The organism is Spiribacter halobius (assembly GCF_020883455.1).
GTDB lineage: Bacteria > Pseudomonadota > Gammaproteobacteria > Nitrococcales > Nitrococcaceae > Sediminicurvatus > Sediminicurvatus halobius.
In genome coordinates, this window is the sequence record NZ_CP086615.1 from 3,169,930 (window position 1) to 3,192,876 (window position 22,947).

The following is a 22,947-nucleotide window of genomic DNA, read 5'->3' on the forward strand; positions in this document are numbered from 1 at the left end:
GGCTCGTCGTGCGATGAAAGATGGAGCCCATGCCCGGATTTGAACCGGGGACCTCTTCCTTACCAAGGAAGTGCTCTACCCCTGAGCTACATGGGCGTATGGCCAGTCCGCGCTATTCAGCCCCGCGGCGGGCGCAATGGAGCGGGTGATGGGAATCGAACCCACATCATCAGCTTGGAAGGCTGAGGTTCTACCATTGAACTACACCCGCGGGGATCTATCGCCACCCGCGACGCCACCACCCAGCGAGCCGCCGCCGGGGCGGCATCAGTCAGGCGCCCGTGCCAGCGTCGCCAGCCGTGCTGCCTTTATAGGACCAGTCCGGCGCGCGCGCCAGCGGCCTGCCGGCGGTGCTGCCCGGAAAAATTCCGGTCCACTCAGCAGCGACTTGCCGCTGGTGCACCTATATGTGGTGGAGGGGGGAGGATTCGAACCTCCGAAGGCTGTGCCAGCAGATTTACAGTCTGCCCCCGTTGACCGCTTGGGTACCCCTCCGCGCGATCAGGCCGCGTAATGTGCGGAAAAGCGGGCAGAGTGTCAAGGCCGCCCGGCCCCCGTGGGAGATGGAGTAAAGCGGCCTGCGGCTTGAGTGGAGTGGGAAGGAGGAGACAACCTCCCGAGCAGATTCACGAGGTCGCCGAAGGCGCCTCAACGGAAAGGGAGGTTGTCTCCATGCTCTACGCTGGCATCGATGTGGCGAATCGGGCAAGCACGGTTTGCGTGGTGGACGCGAACGCCGAGGTGATCCTCGAGCGCACGGTGGCGACCGAGGCGGGGGCGCTGATGGAGGCGTTCTCGGGCCTTGAGGCGACGCGGGTGGTCATCGAGAGCACGCCGCTAGCGGAGTGGGTGGCGTTGGTGGTCGAGGATGCTGGCCATGAGGCGGTGGTGATCGATGCGCGCTCGGCGAAGCGGCTGATGGATGCCTCGAAGAAGACCGACCGGCGGGATGCCCGGACGCTGGCGCGCATGGCTCAGGCGGGCTGGTACACGGCGGTGCACCGCAAGTCGGCTGAGGCGCGGTTGCAGCGCTCGCGGCTGCAGGCGCGTCAGGGGCTGGTGGAGGCCTACAAGGGCTTCGCGGCGCGGGTGCGGGGGCTGTTGCGCGCGCACGGGGTGCGGGTTGGCCGGGTGAGCAAGGGCGAGTTTGCGCCGCGGGTGCGTGCGCTGTGCGCCGAGCACGTGCCGGGGCTGGCGGCCTACCTGGAGCCGCTGCTCGCGGCCTACGAGCATGCGCTCGGTGAGGCGCGGCGCCTGCGCCGGGAGATCGAGCGCGAGGCGCGCGAGCATGCGGTGGCGGAGCGCCTGGCGAGCGTGCCCGGAGTGGGTCCGCTGGTCAGCCAGGCGTACGTGGCCACCATCGATGACCCGCGGCGGTTCGCCAGTGGTGATGAGGTGGCCGACTACGCGGGGCTCACGCCGCGGATCTACCAGTCCGGCGAGCTCCAGGTACAGGGGCGCATCAGCCGTGAGGGCGACAAGCTCCTGCGCTGGCACCTGGTGGAGGCCGCGCATTCGCTGCTGGTCCGCGGTCGGGACTGCGCGCTCAGGCGCTGGGGCTTGCGGCTTGCCGAGCGCAAGGGCCAGGCGAAGGCGAAGGTGGCGCTGGCGCGCAAACTGGCGGTACTCCTCCACCGGCTCTGGGTGAGCGGTGAGCGCTTCAAGGCCTGGCCCGAGCGGGCGGTGGGTGCCTGATCACGACCGCCGGGAGGTAGCGCAACGCGCAGCAAAGCGATCAAAGCGAGCAAACAGGTTGGCCGGGGTATCGAGGACGCCGATCCTGCAGACCGCTTGGGGCAGTGACCCCGTGTTTGGGAGATTCCGGACGGCGTTCTCGTACATCCCATCCTGTCGGCGCCCCCACGGGGGCGACCACGTAGAGAAGCCTGAGGCCTCGGCCAGCCTTCCTTTTACAACCCGGGAGGTTGACTCCGGGGGCCGCTTTAGAGAAGCGGTCTCCGACCGCGAAACTTCTCCGTAGGTTGTGCGCGGCCAAAGGCCGCGTGCAACGTTCCCCGGCACCGGACACCCGGGATGTCGCACACGGCTTCGCCGTGCACGACCTACCCGGTCGGTTCTGCGCGGTCCGAGGCCGCGTGCAACATCGGCCCGCTCCGGGCACATGCACCTGGCACACGGTCCAGCCTTGCACGACCGACCCTGTAGGAGCGGTCCCCCCAACCGCGAAACGGCGCGCAGCGCCGTACTCCCGTTCGGCGCAGCCGTGTGCGACATTCACCGGCCGTCACACAAAGCAATCAACATGCCCCACTCGCCATGAAAACACCCCTCGCACCCCTGCTCCTCGCCCCCCACCGCCGCGAGCCGGCCTGGCTCGCCCCGGCGGCCGCGGTGCTCGGCATCCTCGCCCTCGCCTCCATCCCCGGCGTCCCCGCCGAGGAGGTCGAGGGCCGCTTCTCCATTGCCGCCCTGCCCCCGACCCTGCAGAACGCCCTGCACATCCCGCTCTACGGGATCATCACCTGGGTCTGGCTGCGCGCCCTGCACCACGTCGGCCAGCGCGCCACCCACCTTGGTCTCGCCGCCACCGCGGCGCTCGCCACCGGCCTCCTCGACGAGCTCCGCCAGGGCTTCGTTCCCGGCCGCTACGCCTCCCTCACCGACATGGCCCTGAACGCCGCCGGCATCCTCCTGGCCCTGCTCCTCTGGCATGGCCTGACCCGGCAGCTTACCCCCCGCTGAAGCCCATAGCCCTTTCAGGCGCACCCTTCAGCAGCGGAGCGGGTCGGCCAACGCCCATGGGAAAGGTGTCCGACCGAGATGGCCAGCGCAGCGCGCTACATGCCGCGAGCCGGAGCCGTACGCCGGTGCGCGGCCTTTCGCGGTCGGAGACCGCTCCCACAGGGGGGCCGCTCCCACGGGGCAACGTCTGCGCCTTCCGCCCTCGCTACAGCACAACCCTCGCCCCCTCGGGGAGCCCGCCCCGCGCCAGCAGCGCCTCGCGCAGGGCACGCTTGGCATTCGGCTCCCCATGCACCAGCCGCACCTCCCGCGGCCGGCGTCGCATGCGGCGGACGAAGCGGATCAGGTCTTCACGGTCCGCGTGGGCGGAATAACCGCCGAGGGTCTCGATGCGGGCGCGGATATCGATGCGCTCGCCGTCGAGCATTACCCAGCCGCCGCGGGGGCCGTAGCGCTGGATGTCCCGCCCGGGCGTCCCCGCCGCCTGGTAGCCGACGAAGACCACCGCATGGCGCGGGTCGGGGAGCATGCGCCGGAGGTAGTTCACCACGCGGCCGCCGGCGCACATCCCGCTCGCGGCGATCACCACCGCCGGGCGGTGGGTGCGGGCCAGATAGTCCGCCGTCTGCAGATGCTCCTCGTGGCTGTCCACGGTGTAGAGGTTGTCGAAGGCGAGCGGATGCCGGCCCGCGCGCACCCGTCGGTGGGCCTCGGCATCCCAGTAAGGGCGGAGATCCCGGTAGACCTCCGTGAAGCGTGCGGCGAGCGGGGAGTCGACGATGATCTCGAGGTTGGGCCAGTCTGCGGGTGATGAGGCGAGTCGCCGCGGGAGCGCGCCTCCCATGGCCCCCTCTCCCGTGGGAGGCGCGCTCCCGCGGCGATCCCCCCAATCCCTCGACCCCGCCGCCCCGTGAATCAGCCCTTCGATCTCGTACAGCAGCTCCTGCGTCCGCCCGATGCTGAACGCCGGCACGATCACCGTGCCGCCGTCGGCCAGCGCCTGGTCGATCGCCGCCTTGAGACGGTGGCGCCGCGCCCGCCGCCCCTCGTGCACACCATCCCCGTAGGTGGACTCGAGCACCAAGCGGTCCGCGGCGTAAGACGCCTTCGGCGCAGGCAGCAGCGGCGCGTAGGGCGCCCCCAGGTCCCCCGAGAACACGATGCGCTCCCGCCGACCCTCGCACCGCCAGTCCACCTCCACATAGGCCGACCCGAGAATATGCCCGGCGCGCTGCAGCCGCAGCCGCGTGCCGCCGGCGCCGGGCAGCCCGTGCCACGCGCCGTAGTCCAGCGCCACCAGCCGCCCCTGCACCTCATCCAGGAACTGCCGGATCAGCCGCTCGTCCCGGGTGAAGCCGATCTTCAGCGCATCCTCGATCACCAGCGGCAGCAGCCGCGCCGAGGGCACGCTGCAGAGGATCGGCCCGCGATAGCCGGCGGCCAGCAGATAGGGCAGGCGCCCGATATGGTCGATATGCACGTGGGTGACCACCAGCGCAATGACGTCGTCGACAGGGAAATCGATCCGGTGGCGCTCCAGCGTGTCACCCGAACCGCCGTCCTCCCCCTGGAACAGCCCGCAGTCCACCAGCAGGGACTGCCCCGGGCCAAGCCGCAGCCGATGGCAGCTGCCGGTCACGCCCTCATGGCCGCCGTGGTGCTCGATGCGTGGGTAGTCCTCCATGACAACCTGTCCTTACTCGAGTTGCTGACTGTGCTAATTTTCTCGCTAGACCAGAACGGGGATGGCCAATGCCCGATAGCGTAGAGAATCTGCTGCTCGAACATCTGCGCGTCATCCGCTCGGACCTCTCCGCGATGAAGGAAGACCTTCGGGAGGTCAAGCAACGGATCACCAGCGTCGAATCAGGCGTCGCCGGCCTGCGTCGCGACAGCGCCCAGGTATACGCTGACACGGTGGATCAGCACGGCCGTTATGATCGGCTGCTGGAGCGTATCGAGCGCATCGAACGGCGCCTGGAGATCCAGGATGAAGCTCGGGGGCCAGGCCCCTAGGGTATTCTGGTGCCTGCCGTGGCGGCCCCTCAGCGCCCGAAACTCTCCAGAATCGTCCTCCGATTCTCCACCAGCTTCAGCAGATCCACCGTCAGGAAGAACCCGGTCTCGTCGTCACGGCGGGACACACCCACGGTGTAGGCGTTGGCGAAGTGCAGCGCCGCGCCGTAGCCCCAGTCCTCCACCTCGCGGCGGTCCGAGTACAGGGCGATGAGCGAGCCGCCGGAGGGCAGGTACCAGCGCTCCTGGCGCCAGTAGTTGACCCCCACCACCTCCAGCATCAGCGCCTCCTGGAACTGGTCCCCGTCCTCCGCCCCCTCGACGTACTCCATCACCAGGTTCGGATGCAGCAGGATCCACTGCCTCTCCGGCGGCGGCGCAAAGCGGGCGTCCTCGTCCCGCCGGTAGAGATAGCTGTTCAGCGTGAGCTCCAGCAGGGTCTGCGAGCGGGCGTCGTCCAGATAGGCCTGCCACTGGGCGTCCAGATCCCGCGCGTAGCGGGCAAAGGCCAGGGCCGAATCCGAGGCGTAGGTCGCCTGGGCGTGGTTGTAGAGCTCGGCGTACTCGTCCAGCACATCGAAGCAGTCCGCCCTGTCGGCCACTTCCATGGCCCGGGCATCACAGGCCCCAACGTTCGCCGGCTGCAGGAACACGCGCCCGTCGATCACCAGCTCCCCGTCGCGCCCGACGGTCACCGTCGGCACCCCGCGCCCGGCGTCGATGACATCCAGCACCGCCTGATTCGGGCTGACCCGCTCCCCCCGCTCGCCGGCCTCCGTGAGGCGCCGGAAGCCGCCATAACGCTCCGCCCAGCCCTGGGTCTCCCGCAGGAAGGTGGTCAGCCGCTCGAGCACGCCCCGCAGGTCCTCGTTGTCGGCGCAGAGCGCCGCGCGCACGTCCGCGGCGCCGGCCTGCACCGCCGGCAGGTGCACCGCGGGCGGCGTCTCCTGCTCGCAGAGGCAGTCCGCCGCGGTGGCATCCGGCCCGCAGGGATTGCCCGGCCCGTTCTGCGCACCCGCCGGGCCCACCAGGCCGAGCAGGGCAACCAGCACCCCGCCCACCAGCAGCCGCCGCGCCAACCCGACCACGCCCATCACTCGAACTCCTCCCCGAAGCTCTCCACCAGCGCCTTCAGCGCCTGCCCGGCACGGATGAGATCCCGCAGCGCATCCTCGTCCCGCGGCTGGAAGTCCTCGAAGGCCTCCTCCAGGCGCTCCGCATGTCCGCGCAGGGTGCGTGCGAAGAACCGCTCCGAGGCCGCCTCCGTCTCCGCCTTGCGGGGACGGAACCGGAACAGCAGCCGGAACAGCGGCAGGTGCACCTTGGGGTTGAGCAGGTAGTGGCCGATGGCGTGGGTGTTGGCGCGGGTGACGGAGGTCAGCTCCGCCAGCGTGTAGGCCTTGCGGAAGACCAGATGCGATACCCAGCGGCCGTTGTCCGTCGGGTCGAAGGGCCGCACCCGCGCCACCGGGTCCAGGCGATGCCGGTACTCGAGGAACTCCGCCGTGCAGCCCCGCTCACCCGGGCGCACCGGCGAGGCCTTCACGTCGATGAAGCTCTGCAGCACGCGGCTGACGTTCGCGACCATGTGCACGCTGCCGAGGCGGTGGGTCGTCGGGCTCAGACTGTGCTGGCTGCCGTCGGGGCCCACCATCTGTTCGGGGCCGTAGGCCTTGGCGAGGGTGTCGTGGACCACGGCCGTGCCGAGCGAGTGCCCGAGCACGTGGACGTTGGCCGAACCGTGCTCGGCGATCGTGCGCGCCAGCGCCTCGGCGAGCCGCAGCCGAACACGCTCGCTGAGGATCGTGAAGCGATACAGCAGCACATCCAGCCAGTGCGTGCGGAAGAAGCTGTCGTCGGTGATCTCCGACTCCAGCGCGTTGATCCGCGCCGCCACGCTGGAGGCGATGGGCAGGGTCCCGGCAATGGCCGCCATGCGCTCGGCCAGCGGCTGCGCCCGCTCCGCAAGCTCGGCCCGGAACTCCTCGAAGATGTCGTTATAGCCGACGGGGACGATGTCGAAGCGCCCGGTGACGTCCTCATCCCGCAGCGAGTCGTACAGCCCGCCCGCCTCCCGGCAGGCATCTCGCACCTCGTCCCGGAACGAGTCCGCCGTGTGCTGCCCCATCCCGTGGACGATGATCAACTGCTGCCTTGCCATCCTTCCCCCAACAGCCGCGGAATCCCTTCATCCCTCGCCGGATTAGATAGACCATCCAGCCCGGTTTGGATACCCGAAATGCCCGGGTTAGAAGCGGTCTCCGACCGCGATGGCGCGCACAGCGCGCCAACAGCAGCCTGGAAACCTGGCAAAACACCCCTGCCTGATCTTTCCTTCAGAGACCGTCAGCGCAACGAGATCCAGCCAACACGGCCTTACCTCCAGCAAGGACAGGCACCCCGATGAGCGACTACTTCGTCTGCGACATCGACCTCGATAGACCGCCCACCCGCCGGGCCGCCTACTCCGACCGCACCGCATGGCTCCTCGCCGAGCTGTCACGCCTGGTCTACGAACCGCTCCCGGGCAGCGAGCTCCCCTCCGACCTCCTGCCGCGGCTGCGCGCGGCCATCGCCGACGACGCCGACGACACCGAGCTGACGCGCCTGCTGCACGACGCCCTGGCCGCCCGACGCCCGGCGAGCTCCCCGCTCGACCCGGCCCTGGCCCGCGCCCATCTCGAGCTGCTGGACATCTTCACCGAGGGCGGCACGGAGGGCATGATCCTCCGCTTTCCCCCCGTCGAGGACTTCGACGGCATGCTCGTGGTGGTATTCCGCGGCACGCAGCCCTCCATCGCCGACGTCGCCACCGACCTCAAGGCCAACATGGTGGCCGCCCCCGGCGGCGGCCGCGTCCACGCCGGTTTTCTCGAAGCCTTCGAGCGGGTGCGGGAACCGATCCGCCACGCGCTGGCGCAATACCCGGGACTGCCGGTGTATTTCAGCGGCCACTCCCTCGGCGGCGCCCTGGCGCTGGTCGCCACCCGCTACCTGCAGGCCGACAGCACCGGCGCGACCTACACCTACGGCTGTCCCCGCGTCGCCGACGACGAGTTCTTCCGCCATCTGAAAACGCCCGTGTACCGCGTTGTCCACGGCGCCGACGGCGTCACGCGGATCCCGTTCGGCTACGGCCTGACGGTCCTGCTGGCGGGCATCCGGGTCATCCCGATCAACTTCACCTTCAACCTCAGCGAGTGGGTCCGCCGCCACCTCGGCGGCTACACCCACCACGGCCACCTGATCTACCTCCGTCCGGGCCCGGCCCTCGCCCCCGATGGCAACGGGGAACCCCGCAAGGGCCTGGTCGGGCACAGCCCGAACATCATCTGGCGCGCCAAGGAGGTGATCCAGCGGCTGCTTGCCACCGGCTTCCGCGCCCTGGCGTCGGACCACAGCATGAACCAGTACGCGCTGAAGCTCAGGGTGTACGCGGAGCACAGGAACCCGCGGAGCGGGTCATCCTGATCCACCAGGAAGCGCACGGGGGACAAGGCGCAGGTGAGCAGCGGAAGACATCAGACGCCGGCGGTGCACGAGATGGACGCTCTGTGCTATCACCAGGGGAACTCGGGTCAACAGGATCCCTTGCTATACATGAGACTCTCTCAGCCGGAACAAGACGCCATAATCGATCTCGCTCGAAAACACTTTGGCGATAGTGCCGAGGTCTGGCTGTTCGGGTCGCGCGTCGACAACGAGCGCCGCGGCGGCGACATCGACCTCTACGTGGAGACGGACCGCGACGACATCCTGCGGGCTCGCGCCGCCTTCAAGGCAGCACTTGCCCGCAAACTCGGGGAGCAGCAAATCGACCTCATCGTTCGGCCACGGCAGCGCCCGCCCACCGCCTTCGAGCGCCATGTCTGCCACCAGGGCATCCGGCTGCAATGAAATATGACGCCACTGCCGCGCAGATCTTCACGGAAGTATTCGCCGAAGCCGCGCGCTCGGCGCGAAACCTCGAATCGTCGCTTCGGCGCGGCAGGAGCCAGGGCTGGCTTCCGGTAGCCGAGGACGCCTCGCCGGAAGCATTCGACGAGGACACGAAGGACCACCTCGACGCATTTCGTGCCCGCTTCTGCGACCTGCAGGATGCCCTCGGCCGCAAGGTCTTTCGATCGCTGCTTTTCCTGGAACAGGAGGCAGCGAGCGAGGCCACGATGCTGGATGTGATCAACGCCATGGAAAAGCGCGGTCTGATCTCTGGCTTCGAGCGATGGAGCGAAGTCCGTGAGGTGCGAAACGCCCTTTCCCACGACTATCCGAAACAGAGCGTCGACCGGGTCACGGCTCTTAACCGGGCACTTGAACTCGCGCCGGAGCTACTGGATGCCCTGCAGCGCACCAGGCATTACGTTGAGAACCGCATCGGCCTCGAACTGCCAAAGCGGCAACCCCCATCGTAGGTCGGGCGCGGTGAAGCCGCTGCGGGCTCCCTGCCTGCAAGACCCCCCCCCCTGAGTACTTTGCGAGCCGCCGTTTCACGACTGAGGGAAGCGCTTATATCAAGTCGCGTGGGCCTCTTTAAAGGTCCAGGAGATCTCGAACGGACTTCAGCGGGCGCGGCAGACGCAATGGGTGGCCTGGCAGGGGCCGGGGCTCATCGCCGGCATGCGACGGCTGCTCGGCGGGCGTCAAGAGGGGGTCGGGCTATGAAGGGCGTTACCCGATTCCTTCAGGAGGCCGCCGCGCTAAATTATCCCGTCGGCGCGATCACGCGCAACCAGCATCCTGCCGGCGAGGCCGGCACCCCACCCACAGCGCCCAAGATAATGGTACGTCAGCGAATGCCGTCCAGCAGCGCCCGTATATACTGCGCCGGGACCGCGTAGGAGATACCGCTGGGGTCCTCCAGCACCCGCTCCTTGCTACCCTTCACGAAGACACTGTTAAGAAGGCCGACAACCTCGCCGGTCTCCGTGTCATAGACCGGACTGCCACTGTTCCCGGGATACGCGGTGGCATCAAGCTGAAACACTCGGAAAGGGCTGCGCAGGCGCCGGATGGCCTCCGCATCCAGCTCGCGGCCACGATTCGCCGGCGTAATGATGGGGGTGATCGCGCTGACAATCCCCCGGTGCGTCACCGGATAAAGACCCAGAACCGCGCCGATGGGGAACCCGGTGAATGCGTACCCCTCGCCCTCGCGCACGCTGTCCGAGTCGCCGATCTGCAGAGCGGGCAGTGGTCGCCCATCGATCGCCAGCACAGCGATATCGTGCTCGGAGTCCGACCGGCGCAGCGTAGCCGGCCGCCACTCGAGCCGCTCCCCGCGCCGGAAGAAAATCGCGAGCTGTTCCCGGTTTTCCTCGTCCAGCACCGTCGGCAGCACGTGATCGGCCGTAACCACATGGCGGCCTTCGAGCACGACAAAGCCGGTGCCGAGAAGCTGGGAGGGCGGCCGGCGAGTGGCCTGGTAGGTGCCGACGCCGACGATCGCCGGCTTGATCCGCTCGATGGTGTCGGGCAACTCCTGCGCCGACACCACCGGCACGAGCGCAAGGGCAGCCAGCAGGAGCGTCGCGGCCTGGCGAGGCAATCGCAGCATGGTGACACTCCGTGAGTGGCGGTCGTTCGGTATCAGCGCATCACCCAAAACGTACACCACCGGGCGCGCTCCAACATCTGTCGAAAACCTTTACACCGAGACACTCACTGGCGTCCGACCAAGGCGCCCACCAGCTGCACAGCGCGGAACGTCAAGGGAATCAGCCGATTCGGCGCAAATCGTGCATGCCTGAATACAGCCACGGTGACGGGCGAGTACGTGGTGAGGACCGGAGGCGATTGCCAATGGGTAAAATGTGACATAGATTACAGAAATAGAGAGAGCGGTTATTGTAACCGCAGATCTCCCAACTGACGGGCACCCGCGATGAAGCAGGACGAACCGCGCAAGCCGGCCGAGTCAGAGGCGGCACATTCCGCGCCGGAGCAGTCGCCGGACCGGCGGCGGCGGTCTTTGCTCAAGGGCATCACCGTCACTGCACCGGTGCTATTGACCTTGCCGAGCCGGCGCGTCTGGGGGGCGGATGGCAACTGCACCATCTCCGCCATGACCTCGGCCAACCTCTCGCGCCCGGAGCGTACCGCGAGCTGTGAAGGCTGCACGCCCGGGTACTGGATGAACAATCCGGGGCAATGGCCCGAAACCTTCGACCCAGGCACGCCGTATGCGGAAAAGGGCAGTAACTGCTTCAACAAGGACGGCACGCCGTTCCACGCGGACTACCTGTTCGAGAAGTCCGTCAACGCCAATTTCGCCGACCTCACGCTGATGCAGGTCATGCGCCGCGCGCGTTGCAAGGACACGAAAGACGTCTACAGCGATCCCTTCGAGCTGGGCTTCCACGCAGCGGCGGCTCTGCTGAACGCCGCCGATCCCCGCGTCGAGTTCGGCTATGGCTGGTCGGAGATCGTCGAGATCTACAACGCCCGGGTGCACGACGATCAGGAAGGGCTCAGGGCCGACCTCATCATGCTGAACGAGCGGTATTGCCCACTGGCGGCGGACGACTCGCTCTGAGCCGCGGCCCCGGCGGGGCCAGGAGCCGCGTCCCGTGCAAGACTCCGCGACAACGCCGCTGACACTCTCACCCGGCTGCCGCTGGCGCACGTGGGAGGGCGAGAGCGTACTCTACGACACGCGCAGCGACGCCACGCACTACCTGAATGCTTTCAGCACCCAGGTCCTCCATTGCATCGAACAGGGCATTGCCGAGCCCGATGCCATAACCCGACGCGTGCGCTCGGCGCTCGGTCTGCGCGCGTGGGTGGCCACACAGCGCGATGTGCATCGCGCGCTTGCGGAGCTGTGGATCGCCGGCATCATCATTGCGGCCGAGGCAGAAAAGGACGCGCCATGACTCTGGCCGAGTTGCCCCTGGGGGAGATCCGGCGGCGCCTGCGGTCCGATCTGGGCCTGCGCCTGGGCATCGGGCCATTCGCGGTCGCTCTCCGGACCACGGTGCGAGACATACCCGCCGCATTGTGCACGCTCTATGCCGACTTTCCCGTGGTCGACGAAGCGGCGTTTGTCGACTTCCACCTCGAGCTGGACCGTCCCCGCGGGCTGCGTCGCTGGCTCGCGCCCCAGGTCAGCTTCTCGCTGGATGGCCGCGTCCCGTTCAAGCCCTTGCCCCTGGCCCACGCTCCGGCGCTGCAGGAGTGGGCACTCAACTGGTGCATCTACACGCATGCCCATCAGTATCTGATCATCCATGCCGCCGTCGTGGCCCGAGGACCACACGCGCTCATCCTCAGCGGCCCCCCGGGCTCCGGCAAGAGCACCCTGACCGCCGGGCTGATCCACGACGGCTGGCGCCTGCTCTCCGACGAGCTGGCACTGGTCCTGCGCGATGGCAGCACCCGCATCCAGCCGCTCGCGCGCCCGGTGGGGCTGAAGAACGACGCGATCGGGCTCATCCAAGCGCGCTCGCCCGGGGCCGCGTTCGGCCCCCTCGCCCGAGACACGCTCAAGGGGACGATCGCCCATCTACGCCCGCCCTCGGAAAGCGTCACTCGGGCGCACGAGATGGCGAGGGCGGCCTGGGTGGTCTTCCCCCGCTTCGCCCCGGACAGCGACACGAGGCTCGAGGGGGTGCCACGCGCCCAGGCGTTTCTCGAGCTCGCCAGGAACAGCTTCAACTACGACCTCCTCGGCGTGCGCGGTTTCGACTGCCTGGCGGATCTTATCGAGGGCTCCAGCACACATAGCCTGGTGTACGGCAACCTTGATCAAGCCCTCCGGGAACTGGCCGCGCTACCGAAAAGCGAGCCTGAGCATGTCCAAAGAGCTACTGCTGCGAGCGCTGCGGCGCCCGGCTGAGCTGCCGGCACGCCGTGCACGCGACTGGGACCTGCTGATCCGCCAGGCCCGCCAGGCGCAGCTGCTCGCCCATCTGCACGCCATGGGCGAACAGGCGGGCTGGCTGGACGCAGTACCCCCGTCGCCGCGATGGCACCTGGACGCGGCAGCGCTACAGGCGGAGCACCTCCACGGCTCGGTCAACCGCGAGCTCGCCGCCGTCGCAAAGGCACTCGGGGCACTGAACCAGCCGGTGGTACTGCTGAAGGGTGCAGCCTACGTGCTTGCCGGCCTGCCGGCGGCACGCGGCCGCCAATTCAGCGATATCGATCTGCTCGTCCGCCGTGAGCGGCTGGACGAAGTGGAGCGCGCCTTGTTCCTCCACGGCTGGGTCAGCACCAAGACCGATGCCTACGACCAGCGCTACTACCGGCGCTGGATGCACGAGCTGCCGCCCCTGCAGCACAGCGCCCGTGGCAGCATCCTGGACGTGCACCACAACATCCTGCCGGACACCGCGCGTCATCACCCCTCGGGCGAGCGGCTGATCACCGCCGCCGAACCCCTACCGGCCCATCCTCCGTTCGCCATCCCGTCGCCGGAGGATCGGATTCTCCACTGCGCCACCCACCTCTTCTGCGAGGGCGAGTTCGATCACGGGCTGCGTGACCTGGTGGATCTGCGCGCCCTGGTGGCACCGCTCGGAGACGATCCCGCCCAATGGCAGCGGCTGACCGAACGGGCGGACGACATGGACCTCTCGCGTCCGCTCTATCACGGCCTCATGACCGCTCGCGCCGTGCTGGGGGTCACCGTTCCGCCGGAACCCCTGGAAGCACTCGCGCGGGGCAGCGGAACCACACGGCCCAGCGACCGCTGGCTGCTTCCGCTCTTCCGCACCGCCGTGCGCGGCGTGCACCCGAGCTGCGAGCCCCGCGGCGCGGGCCTCGCCCGCTGGCTGCTTTACGTGCGCGGTCACTATCTGCGCATGCCCCTGCACCTGCTTCTCCCTCACCTCACACGCAAGGCCCTGCGGGGGCGCGAGGCCCATGCCTGAGGCATCAGATCCACATGTCGAGCCCGCCGAGCGCGGGTCCACGGGAGGCGGCGCACTGACGCTTCTGCTCGGCGGCTACCTGCTGCTGCTCGCCTACGGCAGTCTCTTCCCGTTGGTCGGCTGGCGCCCGCCGCTGCACGACCCGCTGCAGCTACTCCGGACGCTCGATGCCCAAGCCCTCGGCGGCAGTCAGCTGGCGCTCAACCTGCTGGTCTACATACCGCTCGGGTTGCTGCTCGGGATAGGGCTTGGCCGACGTCTCGGCACACTCCCGGCGCTCATCCTCGTGACCATGGCAGGCGCCACGTTCAGCCTGTCCATGGAGCTTCTCCAGGCCTACCTGCCCGCACGCCAGACGTCGGGCACCGACCTGGCCGCGAACACGCTTGGGACGCTGGCAGGGGCTCTCCTGGAGCGCCTCGCTCGGGCGGACACGCCGCCGGGGCGGGTGATGCGCCACTGGCGGCGCAACTGGCTGCTACCGGGCCTAACCGGCGATCTCGCCACGGGAGCGCTGATCCTCTGGCTGCTCGCTGAGCTCGTACCCTTCGCGCCAGGGTTCACCCTCGAAACGCTGCGCACTGGCCTGCTCCCGGTGGAGCGGGGGCTGCTGGGCGTTGCGCCCGTCGCCTGGCATCAGGCCCTCTCCCACGCCCTCGAGCTCGCCGGCCTGGGGCTGCTGCTGTACACGGTAGGCAACCGCTGGAAGCCCTGGCCGCTTGCATTCATGGCGCTCGCGGGGGCGGCGCTGCTCCTGAAGATCCCCGTCCTCAGCCGCGCCCTGACCCTCGAGGCCCTCATCGGTCTCGCCACGGCAGGGGCGCTCCTGGCGCTGCTGACCCGCGCAAACCGCAAGAGCGCTGCGTTGCTCGCATGCGCGCTCCTGCTCGCGGGCGCCGCCGCGGGCGGCCTCGGGGGCTTGGGCATCGAGGGCGCGCCCAATCGGGCCTTCAACTGGACGCCGTTCCGGGGTCATCTTCCCGGCGTGCTCGGCCTCGCCGGCATCCTGGAAAGCCTCTGGCCATACCTGGCCGCAGGCTGTGCCCTGCGCAGCTACAGTCGCCACCCGGGGCTGCGGCGCTGGCTGGCCATTGGTGGCGGCCTGCTGGTGCTGGTGCTTACCGGCGCCGTCGAGCTCGCCCAGACCGGCATCCCGGGCCGCTATCCGGACGTCACCGACATTGCGCTGCCGCTGATGGGCTGGGCCGCAGCCTGGTACCGCTGGCGCACCGGCAGCTCCGAGCGCGCACGGGTGCGCCCGCTGGCGCTACGCCCGCTCGGCCTCTGGGCACCACAGGGTATTATCCTGCTGACGGCGGCCGGCCTGCTCGGCGCCAGTGTCGTCTTCGGCCCCACCGGGGAGGCCGAGCAGGGCCCGTCCACTACGCCGGCCCCGGAGTTTCCGGAACCCTCGGACCTGACGCCGGTCTCCCTGCCCGGATTCCGCCACGAGCACCCGAGACTTCCCGCTCCGTCGGCATCCGACATCGAACGCCTGCGGGCCGAGAACCCCGGCTACCTGGAGCGCCACCGGGAGCGCGCCAGCGGCGGGGCGGGGAATCTCTACTCCGTCACCCTCACCGCCTTCCTCGACCCGGGCAGTCAGGACCTAGGGCGCCTCCACGAGCGGCTCATGGCGCTCGAGTACGACTGGCGAGGCCACCAGCAGGCCAAGCCCATCGCCCTCGCCTATGACTGGCTCCATGATCAGTGGACCGCCGAGCAACGCGCTCAGCTCCAGGACAAGCTCGTGGAAGGGGGCGAGTACCTGATCGGCTTCATCCGCGAGCAGCGCCTCTCGCCCTACAACGTCTACCTCTACAACAGCCCTTTCCAGGCGCTGGTCGCCGTCGCCCTTGCCGGCTACGGAGATACCCCCCGGGCGGATCCAATCATGCGCTTTACCCAGGACCTCTGGGAGGAGCGCGTGCTGCCGGTCTGGCGCCAGGTCATGGGGGAGAACGGCGGCTGGCACGAAGGCGGCGAGTACGTGGGCATCGGCATCGGCCAGGCGATCTATCAGGTGCCGGCCATGTGGCGCTCGGCCACCGGAGAGGATTTCTTCGCCAGCGAACCCGGCATCCGCGGCTTTCTGGACTTCCTCGTCTACCGCAAGCGCCCCGATGGGACGGACTTCCGCTGGGGGGACGCCGGGCACTTCAACAACCGCGTCCCCGACCGTGTACCCCTCGCCCTCGAGTACGGCCACGCCGCGGCCTACAGCCTCGGGAACCGCCCGCGCATCGAGCCGACGGCCTGGCCCTGGGGTCCGCTGCCCCGACCCGAGCTCTACGACCCGGACGCGGTCAGGCGTCTGCCCTGGGCCAGGCTCTTCGATGGCCTGGGGCTTGTGGTCGCGCGCAGCGACTGGTCGGGCGAGGCCACCTACGTAACCTTCAAGGCGGGCGACAACTACTGGTCCCACAGCCACCTGGACCAGGGGGCCTTCACGATCTACAAGGGCGGGCCCCTCGCCATCGACAGCGGGCTGTACGGGCCGAAGTACAACTCCGACCATCACATGAACTACACCTACCAGGCGATCGCGCACAACGTCGTCACCGTCACCGATCCCGACGACACCGTGCACGCCCCGCCGCGCAAGGATGACGAGTCCAGCCGGCGCATTGCCAATGACGGCGGCCAGCGCCGCATCGGCTCGGGCTGGGGCGTGGAGGCCGCCCCCATCGACCTCGCCGAGTGGCAGGCCAAGCGCGAGATCTACGAGACGGGCGACATCCTCCACCACCGCATCGAGGAGGACTATCTCTACGTCGTCGCCGACCTCACCGCCGCCTACACCAACGCCCTCTCCGGCGACGGTACCTTCTCCCACCGCACGCGGCGGGTGGAGCGCTTCCTGCGCACCTTCATCTATGACCGACGCAGCGGCGCGGTGATCGTCTACGACCGCGTCCGCGCCACCGATCCGGACTTCCGCAAGCGCTGGCTGCTGCATTGCGTGGAGCGCCCCGAAGCGGAACGCGGTGGCTTCGAGGTGTTCACCACGGGCACCGGCTCACCCGGGCGCGGGGGGGGGCGGATGCCCGCCGAGGTGCTGCTGCCCGAAGGCGCTAACGTCAACCCGATCGGCGGCCGGGGCTTCGAGTTCTTCGTCGAGGACCGCAACTACGACGCGGACGGCGAGGTTCAGCGGATCGTCGAGGAGCGCAAGCCGGATGCCGAACCCGGATCCTGGCGGATCGAGGTCTCCCCGGGCATCGCGAGCCGCGAAACGCGCTTTCTGGTCGTGATGTTCCCTCGCCTGGCGGGCGAAGCGGACACCCCGGAGGTCACCCGCATCGAGCAGCCAGACCGCCTGGCCGTGGAGCTGCGCAGCCCGGACGGGGGCACCACTCACTGGTGGTTGATCGATGACCGCGAGCAGGGCGTGCGGGTGCGTGTCGCCCGGGACGACACGCCGCGGTGAGCCGCGCGGCGCAGTGCCAGCGTCGGCGGCGGCGTCTCGCAGCGGGACTCGCGAGTGCCCTGCTGCTCGCTGCCTGCAGCGAGGACCCGGCCCCGTCCGGGGCATTCGGCACCGCTGGCCTCGAGTCGCTGCCGCCAAACCGCTGGGTGTCTCTCCACGAGGCCCGGGATCTGGGCTGGCACCGCCAGGGCCACGCCGGGGCAGCCTACGACCGTCGACGCGGCCACCTGCTGCTCTTCGGTTCCGACACCCACGGCCGCGACTGGGACAATACCGTTCACCGCTTCGACCCGGCCACGCGCCGCTGGCAGCGAAGCCATCCGCCGGCCGACCCGGATAGCTATCGCGCAGACGGCTCGGAGCGCGCCGTCGCCGGCCCCCGCGGCGACCAGCCCTGGGCCATGCACACCTACGATGGCGTGCTCTACGATGCCCTCGCGGATGCCCTCTTCGTCGCCTCGCACCCTCTGCACAACCCACGCCGGCAAGAGGTTTCCGCCGAACTCGCCCCGTTCGCATGGCGCCATGGCCTGGAGACGGGCGAATGGCGCGCATTACCTGCACCAACGTCACTGTTCCTGAGCGCCAGCGCCTACGACGAGCGCCGCGAGACCATCGTCGTTTACAGCAACGGCATCTGGGAGCTCGGCCCCGAGCGCAGCCAGTGGCTGCAGGCATCCGCGGAGAGCCATCACAACATGCACCACACCATGGCCTACGACAGCCGCTCGGGGAGCCTTGCCGTGTTCGGCGACCAGCGCAGCGAGCGCGCCCGGGAAGGTGTCTGGCTCTACCACCCCGGGACGTTGCCGGGCGATGCCGGCCGCTGGGAGTATCGCCGTCCCGGGGGCGACGAGTGCCCCGCCGACCAGCACTTCCCGGCAGCCTACAGCCCCGACCACGGGGTCTACCTGCTGCTTCCCGACGAGGGCGGGGAGGACGCCGAGCGTGCCGTCACCTGCGTCTATGACCCCGAGCGCAACCGCTACCGGCGCCTGCCCGAGGCAACGCTGCCCGCTCAGGGCATGAACTTCATGATGGTCTACGATCGCAGGCGGGAGGTGTTCCTGCTGGTCACCGGCAGTCACGCTGAGCCCACCACTGTATGGGCGCTGCGCCTGGAACGGTCCGCCTCCTAGAGCAACCCGGCCTGGCGCAGCGCGCCGGCTCCGCACGAGGCCCGAACCGGCATGGTCACCACCGCCGCCGAGCGAGCGATCCCCGCCACCGGCCCCACCACGGGCCGCCGGTTATGGCCGTGGATCACGGCCTACCTGGCGGGGCTCGCGTACGTCAGCTTCATCCCTTTCCGCTACCGGGGGCTGCCGGCGGAGATCTGGTGGCAGCGGGCACTGGAGCTGCGCTGGCTGGATCTCGGGCTCGGCAGCCGAGCGGACTGGATCGCGAACCTGGTGCTCTTCGTGCCCTTCGGCATGCTGCTCGTCGCTGCACTGGCCCGGCGCCATCGCCACCCCGGCCCCATCGCGGCGCTCGGCGCCCTCTTCGCCGTGCTCCTCACTGCCCTCGCCATCGAGGTGGTGCAGCCCCAGTTCTCGCCACGCACGGCCTCGCTCAACGACATCCTGGCCGCGCTCCTTGGCGGTGGCCTCGGGATCTCACTGTGGATCGGCGCCGGGCCCCGCATCCTCGCGAGCCTGCGCGCCGCGGCGCACCCCGGCCTGCCGGGCATCACCGCCGGCCTTGGCGTGTACACCGCGGGCTACCTGCTGTTCAGCCTTTTCCCCTTCGACTTCATCACGAGCGCCGACGAGCTCTCCCGCCGGCTCGCCACGCGGCCGCCCGCGCTGCTGATAAGCGGCTGCGAGGACGAAGCCCGCTGCGCTGCGCGACTGCTGCTCGAGACGCTGACCGTGCTGCCCATTGGCGCCTGGCTTGCGCTGCGGGCCAGGCTGCACGGGCGAGCCCTCGGAACCGCACCCGTGTTCCTGGCCGGCCTCGCGCTCGGCGTTTGCCTGGAGACCCTGCAGATCTTCATCTTCCACGGCGTGAGCCAGGGCGCCTCCATTGTCGCGCGGGGTGTCGGCAGCGCAGCCGGAGCCCTGGCCCTGACCCACGCCCTCAGCACCCCGCCCGAGCGGTTGCGCCGACAGCTGAGAACACTCGCACTGGCCGGGATCATTCCCTACGCCATCGGCCTGCCCCTCCTGAACGGCCTCACCGGGAGCTCGCGGCTGCCGGTGAATGAGGCGCTGGCACGCCTCTCCGAGGTATCGTTCCTCCCCTTCTACTACCACTACTTCACCTCCGAGGCGGAGGCGATGCAGAGCCTCGTCTACCACCTCGGGCTCTACGCACCCATCGGTGCCGCGCTCTGGACATGGGGTCGCGGTGCGGCCACGGCCGGGATCGCCGCCACCGTGGCTGCGCTCATCGCGCTGGTGATGGAAACGGGCAAGCTCCTGGTGGCCGAGCTCCATCCGGACCCCACCAACCTCCTGATCGCCGCAGTCGGGGCCGTGCTCGCTCATGCGGTACTGGAGCGCGGGTTCACCGCGCTGTCAGCGCGCAGCCCCCCACTGCCCGCAGGACCGCCAAGTCGAGTTCCCGCCGCCGCGGCAGAGAGCGCCGGGCGCCCGCCGGGTGACTCGGTGGCCGTGAGCACGAGCGTCTGGCAGCAGGCGCCCCGTTCGGGAAGACGCATCAGGCGCGGTGCCCGGCGCCACGCGCCGGCACGCCCGAAGCGGCCCTCCCGCTACCGGGCGCGAGCCGTCGCGCTCCTGCTCGGACCGACAGCGCTGGCCGCGGCGCTGTTCTGGCCAATGGCCGGACTGCTGCTGGTGATCGGCCTCATCGCCTACGCCGCCTGGCTCTATCGCGACCCCGGGGCCTGGCTGCTCGCCGTTCCAGTGGCAGTGCCTCTGCTCAACTTTGCGCCTTACACAGGGCGATACTTCGTCAGCGAGCTCGATCTGCTGCTCGCCGTCACCCTGGCCGTCGGACTCTGGCGCCGACCACCGGCCGCCCACGGCCTGCACCTGCCGCGCCTCGCCGCCACGGCGGCGGGGCTGTTCGCGGTTTCCTGGGTGATCAGTCTGGCCACCGGCCTGTGGCCCCTGCCACCCCTCGACGCCAACGCCTTCGCCACCTACGACAGCCCCATGAACGCCCTGCGCGTTGGCAAGGGCTTCGCCTGGGGTGTGGCGCTCTACCTCCTCGCGCGCCGCCTCCCGAGCGCCGAGGCCGAGCGCGTGGGTCATCGCTTCACCGCCGGCATGACCGCCGGCCTCGCGGCCGTCGTGGCTGTCGTGCTCTGGGAGCGCAACGCCTACCCCGGGCTCCTCGACTTCGACAGCGGCTACCGCGTCACCGCACTCTTTGCGGACATGCACGTGGGCGGCCCGACCATCGAGGCCTTTCTGGTGCTGACGCTGCCCTTCGCCCTGCTTTGGACATGGCAGGCGCGGCACCTGATCACGTTCCTGTGCGGGCTCACGCTACTGGCTGGCGCAGCCTACGCGGTCCTGGTCACCTACTCCCGAGCCGGCTATCTCGGGGCGGCCCTCGCCGCGGCAGCGACCCTCGCCGGGCTCGCATGGCTGGCCTGGCGCGACGGCGATCGGCTGCGCGCCATCGGGTCGCTGGCCGCCCTCGTACTGCTGCCGCTGCTCGCAGCCGGCGTGCAGGGCGGCATGGGCAGCTACCTCGACTACCGCCTCACCCGTCTGGAGGCCGATCTGGAGGGGCGCCTCGAGCGCTGGCAACACGCCCTTCGCCTCGCCGAGGCTGGCGCGCTGGAAGCCACCTTGGGCCACGGGCTCGGCGCTTACCCGCGCCTCCACGTGGCCGACCGCCTCGCCCGCGAGGAGCGCCTGCCGGTGAACTTCGCCCACTCGGCGGAGCCCGGCGACGGCCTGCTGCGCCTCAGCCCGAGCCAGCCGAGTTTCGTCGCCCAGCGGGTCGCCGCGATGCCCGGGTCACGGTTGACCGTGGAGCTCCAGGTGCGCCCCGTGCTCGCCGAGTGGGGCGCGCTCGCGGTCGTCCTCTGCGAGACCCACCGGATGGAGTGGGTACGCTGCGAGTGGCAGCGGCTTCGGGTGGAAGGCGAGCCCGGCGTCTGGCAACAGCACGAGCTCAGCATTCAGGCTGGCGATCTTGGCGCCGGGCCCTGGTTCGCCCAGCGGGGTCTTGCCTTCGGGATCGCCCATTTCGGCGGTGAGGGCATCATCGAAATCGAGCGCGCCGCACTGCTCGACGACGGCCATGACCTGCTCTCCAACGGCAGCTTCACCGACGGCCTCGAGCGCTGGTACCACACCACTTCCCGCCATGAGGCCTGGCGCGCCGAGAACCAGTGGCTCGAGTTCTACATCGATCAGGGCCTCCTCGGCGCCACCACCTTCACCCTCTTCATCCTGGCCGCGGCGGCCGCTCTGGCGCGCCGGTCCGTCGCCGGCTCACCGGTCGCGCTTGCGGTCCTGGCCGCCCTGGCGGGCCTATTGGTCATCGCGGTCTTCGCCACGGTGTTCTGGTCGCCTCGGATTGCCATGCTGTTCTGGCTGGTGGCATTCCTGGGGATGGCGAGGGGGCGGGTGGAGAGGGGGGGGGGGGACGGGGTGATGGGGCGTAGGCCGCGTGCTGCCCGTTTTACACGGCGGCATCGCCCGGCCAAAGCAGGCTTCTCTGGTCACACGGCTGCATCCACCTCCGATGCCGACCTCATTACCCCATCACCACGCACTCACCCATCACCAACACCCCAGAGCCATAGAATCCGATACGCTTCGTCACAGCGAGAAAGGCGGCAGGAGCACCATGCGCATCCTCATAACCGGCGGGGCCGGCTTCATTGGATCGGCCGTCATCCGCCATCTGATCCGCGAAACCGAGCATGAGGTCATCAACCTCGATGCCCTGACCTATGCCGGCAACCTCGCTTCGGTCGCCGAGGCGTCCAACAGCGCCCGGTACCGTTTCATCCACGTCGATATTCGTGACGCGGCGGCACTGGAGCGCACCTTCGCCGACTCATCACCCGATGCAGTGATGCACCTTGCGGCGGAGTCGCACGTCGATCGCTCCATCGCCGGACCCCAGGCATTCGTCGAGACCAACATCGACGGCACCTTCAACCTGCTGGAGGCGAGCCGGCGGCACTGGGAGGCACTGCCGGCGGAGCGCCGGGCGCGGTTCCGCTTTCACCACATCTCTACCGACGAGGTTTACGGCAGCCTCGGGGCCGAGGGCCTCTTCACCGAGGACAGCCCCTACCAGCCGAACTCGCCCTATTCCGCGAGCAAGGCCGCCTCGGACCACCTGGTGCGGGCCTGGCACCACACCTACGGCCTGCCAGTGGTCACCAGCAACTGTTCCAACAACTACGGCCCCTACCAGTTTCCCGAGAAGCTCATCCCCCTCATGATCCTGAATGCCGTGGACTGGAAGCCGCTACCGGTGTACGGGCGCGGCGAGAACGTCCGCGACTGGCTCTATGTCGAGGACCACGCCCGCGCGCTGCGGATGATTCTGGAACGGGGCGCCCTTGGCGAAACCTACAACGTCGGCGGCCTCAATGAGCGCAACAACCTCGAAGTCGTCCAGACCGTGTGCGGGATCCTCGATCGCCTGATGCCCGACCCGCGCAGCCCACGCGAGCAGCTCATCCGCTTCGTCACCGACCGCCCCGGCCACGACCAGCGCTACGCCATCGACGCCACCAAAATCCGCCGCGAGCTCGGCTGGGAGCCCCACGAAAGCTTCGAAACCGGACTCGAGAAGACCGTGCAGTGGTACCTGGATAACCCCGAGTGGGTGGAAAGCGTGCGCACGGGGGCGTATCGGGAGTGGATGGAGAGGCAGTATGGGGTTGGGGGGGATGGGGGGATGAGGTAAGCGTGGCCGAATCCCGGCGGCGGGGGCGGCTTCTTCGGGGGCCCGGCCCTGCCGGGCGAATCCCGACCCACGCGGCCG

The 22,947-nt window shown here is 69.2% G+C and carries 18 protein-coding genes and 3 tRNA genes; 14 read left to right on the top strand and 7 right to left on the bottom strand.

Annotated features, from left to right (window positions below):
* Positions 1-21: 21 nt before the first annotated feature.
* The 3 genes from LMH63_RS14930 to LMH63_RS14940 form a co-directional block, all read right to left on the bottom strand.
* Positions 22-96, bottom strand: a tRNA-Thr gene (locus LMH63_RS14930).
* Between the two features lie 41 nt (positions 97-137).
* A tRNA-Gly gene (locus LMH63_RS14935) sits at positions 138-211 on the bottom strand.
* A 199-nt stretch (positions 212-410) separates the two neighbouring features.
* A tRNA-Tyr gene (locus LMH63_RS14940) sits at positions 411-495 on the bottom strand.
* Positions 496-672: 177 nt separating this feature from the next.
* On the opposite strand from LMH63_RS14940, the gene LMH63_RS14945 reads away from it, so the two are divergent.
* Together LMH63_RS14945 and LMH63_RS14950 are read left to right on the top strand one after the other, a co-directional pair.
* On the top strand, positions 673-1,695 hold the full coding sequence (locus LMH63_RS14945; protein WP_109680427.1) for an IS110 family RNA-guided transposase: 1,023 nt from the start codon (positions 673-675) through the stop codon (positions 1,693-1,695).
* A gap of 582 nt (positions 1,696-2,277) precedes the next feature.
* Positions 2,278-2,703 carry a VanZ family protein gene (locus LMH63_RS14950; protein ID WP_109679887.1) on the top strand — a complete coding sequence of 142 codons (426 nt, stop codon included), beginning with the start codon at positions 2,278-2,280 and terminating at the stop codon, positions 2,701-2,703.
* A gap of 205 nt (positions 2,704-2,908) precedes the next feature.
* On the opposite strand, the gene LMH63_RS14955 is transcribed toward LMH63_RS14950, so the two are convergent.
* Positions 2,909-4,387 (bottom strand): MBL fold metallo-hydrolase RNA specificity domain-containing protein, encoded by a 1,479-nt coding sequence (locus tag LMH63_RS14955; RefSeq protein WP_109679888.1) that lies wholly within the window; start codon positions 4,385-4,387, stop codon positions 2,909-2,911.
* A gap of 68 nt (positions 4,388-4,455) precedes the next feature.
* Here LMH63_RS14955 and LMH63_RS14960 point away from each other — a divergent pair, with 68 nt between their 5' ends.
* Positions 4,456-4,719 carry a hypothetical protein gene (locus LMH63_RS14960; protein ID WP_109679889.1) on the top strand — a complete coding sequence of 88 codons (264 nt, stop codon included), beginning with the start codon at positions 4,456-4,458 and terminating at the stop codon, positions 4,717-4,719.
* Between the two features lie 29 nt (positions 4,720-4,748).
* Here the strand turns inward: LMH63_RS14960 and LMH63_RS14965 are convergent, their stop codons facing one another.
* Together LMH63_RS14965 and LMH63_RS14970 are read right to left on the bottom strand one after the other, a co-directional pair.
* Positions 4,749-5,813, bottom strand: a complete 1,065-nt coding sequence (locus LMH63_RS14965) for a hypothetical protein (RefSeq protein ID WP_109679890.1) — start codon at positions 5,811-5,813, stop codon at positions 4,749-4,751.
* Complete coding sequence (locus LMH63_RS14970) at positions 5,813-6,880, bottom strand: hypothetical protein (protein WP_146205273.1); 1,068 nt, start codon at positions 6,878-6,880, stop codon at positions 5,813-5,815. The genes LMH63_RS14965 and LMH63_RS14970 overlap by 1 nt, the downstream gene beginning before the upstream one ends.
* 242 nt (positions 6,881-7,122) lie before the next feature.
* Between LMH63_RS14970 and LMH63_RS14975 the strand changes: the two genes are divergently transcribed.
* The 3 genes from LMH63_RS14975 to LMH63_RS14985 all read left to right on the top strand — a co-directional run bounded on the left by LMH63_RS14975 (position 7,123) and on the right by LMH63_RS14985 (position 9,131).
* Positions 7,123-8,190 (top strand): lipase family protein, encoded by a 1,068-nt coding sequence (locus LMH63_RS14975; protein ID WP_109679892.1) that lies wholly within the window; start codon positions 7,123-7,125, stop codon positions 8,188-8,190.
* A gap of 129 nt (positions 8,191-8,319) precedes the next feature.
* On the top strand, positions 8,320-8,616 hold the full coding sequence (locus tag LMH63_RS14980; protein WP_146205274.1) for a nucleotidyltransferase domain-containing protein: 297 nt from the start codon (positions 8,320-8,322) through the stop codon (positions 8,614-8,616).
* The gene (locus LMH63_RS14985) at positions 8,613-9,131 is read left to right on the top strand and encodes a hypothetical protein (RefSeq protein ID WP_109679894.1); all 519 of its coding nucleotides are present in this window, start codon (positions 8,613-8,615) and stop codon (positions 9,129-9,131) included. Before LMH63_RS14980 ends, LMH63_RS14985 begins: the two co-directional genes overlap by 4 nt.
* Before the next feature lie 374 nt (positions 9,132-9,505).
* On the opposite strand, the gene LMH63_RS14990 is transcribed toward LMH63_RS14985, so the two are convergent.
* Entirely contained in the window at positions 9,506-10,273 is a 768-nt protein-coding gene (locus tag LMH63_RS14990; protein ID WP_109679895.1) for a S1C family serine protease, read from the bottom strand.
* 327 nt (positions 10,274-10,600) lie between these two features.
* Here LMH63_RS14990 and LMH63_RS14995 point away from each other — a divergent pair, with 327 nt between their 5' ends.
* From LMH63_RS14995 to rfbB, 8 genes are read left to right on the top strand one after another with little or no spacing between them, the layout of a single operon-like run.
* Complete coding sequence (locus LMH63_RS14995) at positions 10,601-11,251, top strand: hypothetical protein (RefSeq protein WP_109679896.1); 651 nt, start codon at positions 10,601-10,603, stop codon at positions 11,249-11,251.
* 34 nt (positions 11,252-11,285) lie between these two features.
* Positions 11,286-11,591: an HPr-rel-A system PqqD family peptide chaperone gene (locus LMH63_RS15000; RefSeq protein WP_158280460.1), complete on the top strand. Its 306-nt coding sequence runs from the start codon at positions 11,286-11,288 to the stop codon at positions 11,589-11,591.
* Positions 11,588-12,553, top strand: a complete 966-nt coding sequence (locus LMH63_RS15005; RefSeq protein ID WP_109679898.1) for an HprK-related kinase A — start codon at positions 11,588-11,590, stop codon at positions 12,551-12,553. The genes LMH63_RS15000 and LMH63_RS15005 overlap by 4 nt, the downstream gene beginning before the upstream one ends.
* Positions 12,510-13,589, top strand: a complete 1,080-nt coding sequence (locus tag LMH63_RS15010) for a nucleotidyltransferase domain-containing protein (RefSeq protein WP_109679899.1) — start codon at positions 12,510-12,512, stop codon at positions 13,587-13,589. The genes LMH63_RS15005 and LMH63_RS15010 overlap by 44 nt, the downstream gene beginning before the upstream one ends.
* Positions 13,582-17,019, top strand: a complete 3,438-nt coding sequence (locus LMH63_RS15015; RefSeq protein WP_109679900.1) for a VanZ family protein — start codon at positions 13,582-13,584, stop codon at positions 17,017-17,019. Before LMH63_RS15010 ends, LMH63_RS15015 begins: the two co-directional genes overlap by 8 nt.
* Positions 17,016-18,158, top strand: a complete 1,143-nt coding sequence (locus LMH63_RS15020) for a Kelch repeat-containing protein (RefSeq protein WP_109679901.1) — start codon at positions 17,016-17,018, stop codon at positions 18,156-18,158. The genes LMH63_RS15015 and LMH63_RS15020 overlap by 4 nt, the downstream gene beginning before the upstream one ends.
* Positions 18,159-18,209: 51 nt before the next feature.
* Complete coding sequence (locus tag LMH63_RS15025; protein WP_109679902.1) at positions 18,210-21,872, top strand: VanZ family protein; 3,663 nt, start codon at positions 18,210-18,212, stop codon at positions 21,870-21,872.
* Entirely contained in the window at positions 21,793-22,869 is a 1,077-nt protein-coding gene (gene rfbB, locus LMH63_RS15030) for a dTDP-glucose 4,6-dehydratase (protein WP_109679903.1), read from the top strand. The genes LMH63_RS15025 and rfbB overlap by 80 nt, the downstream gene beginning before the upstream one ends.
* Positions 22,870-22,947: the final 78 nt, after the last annotated feature.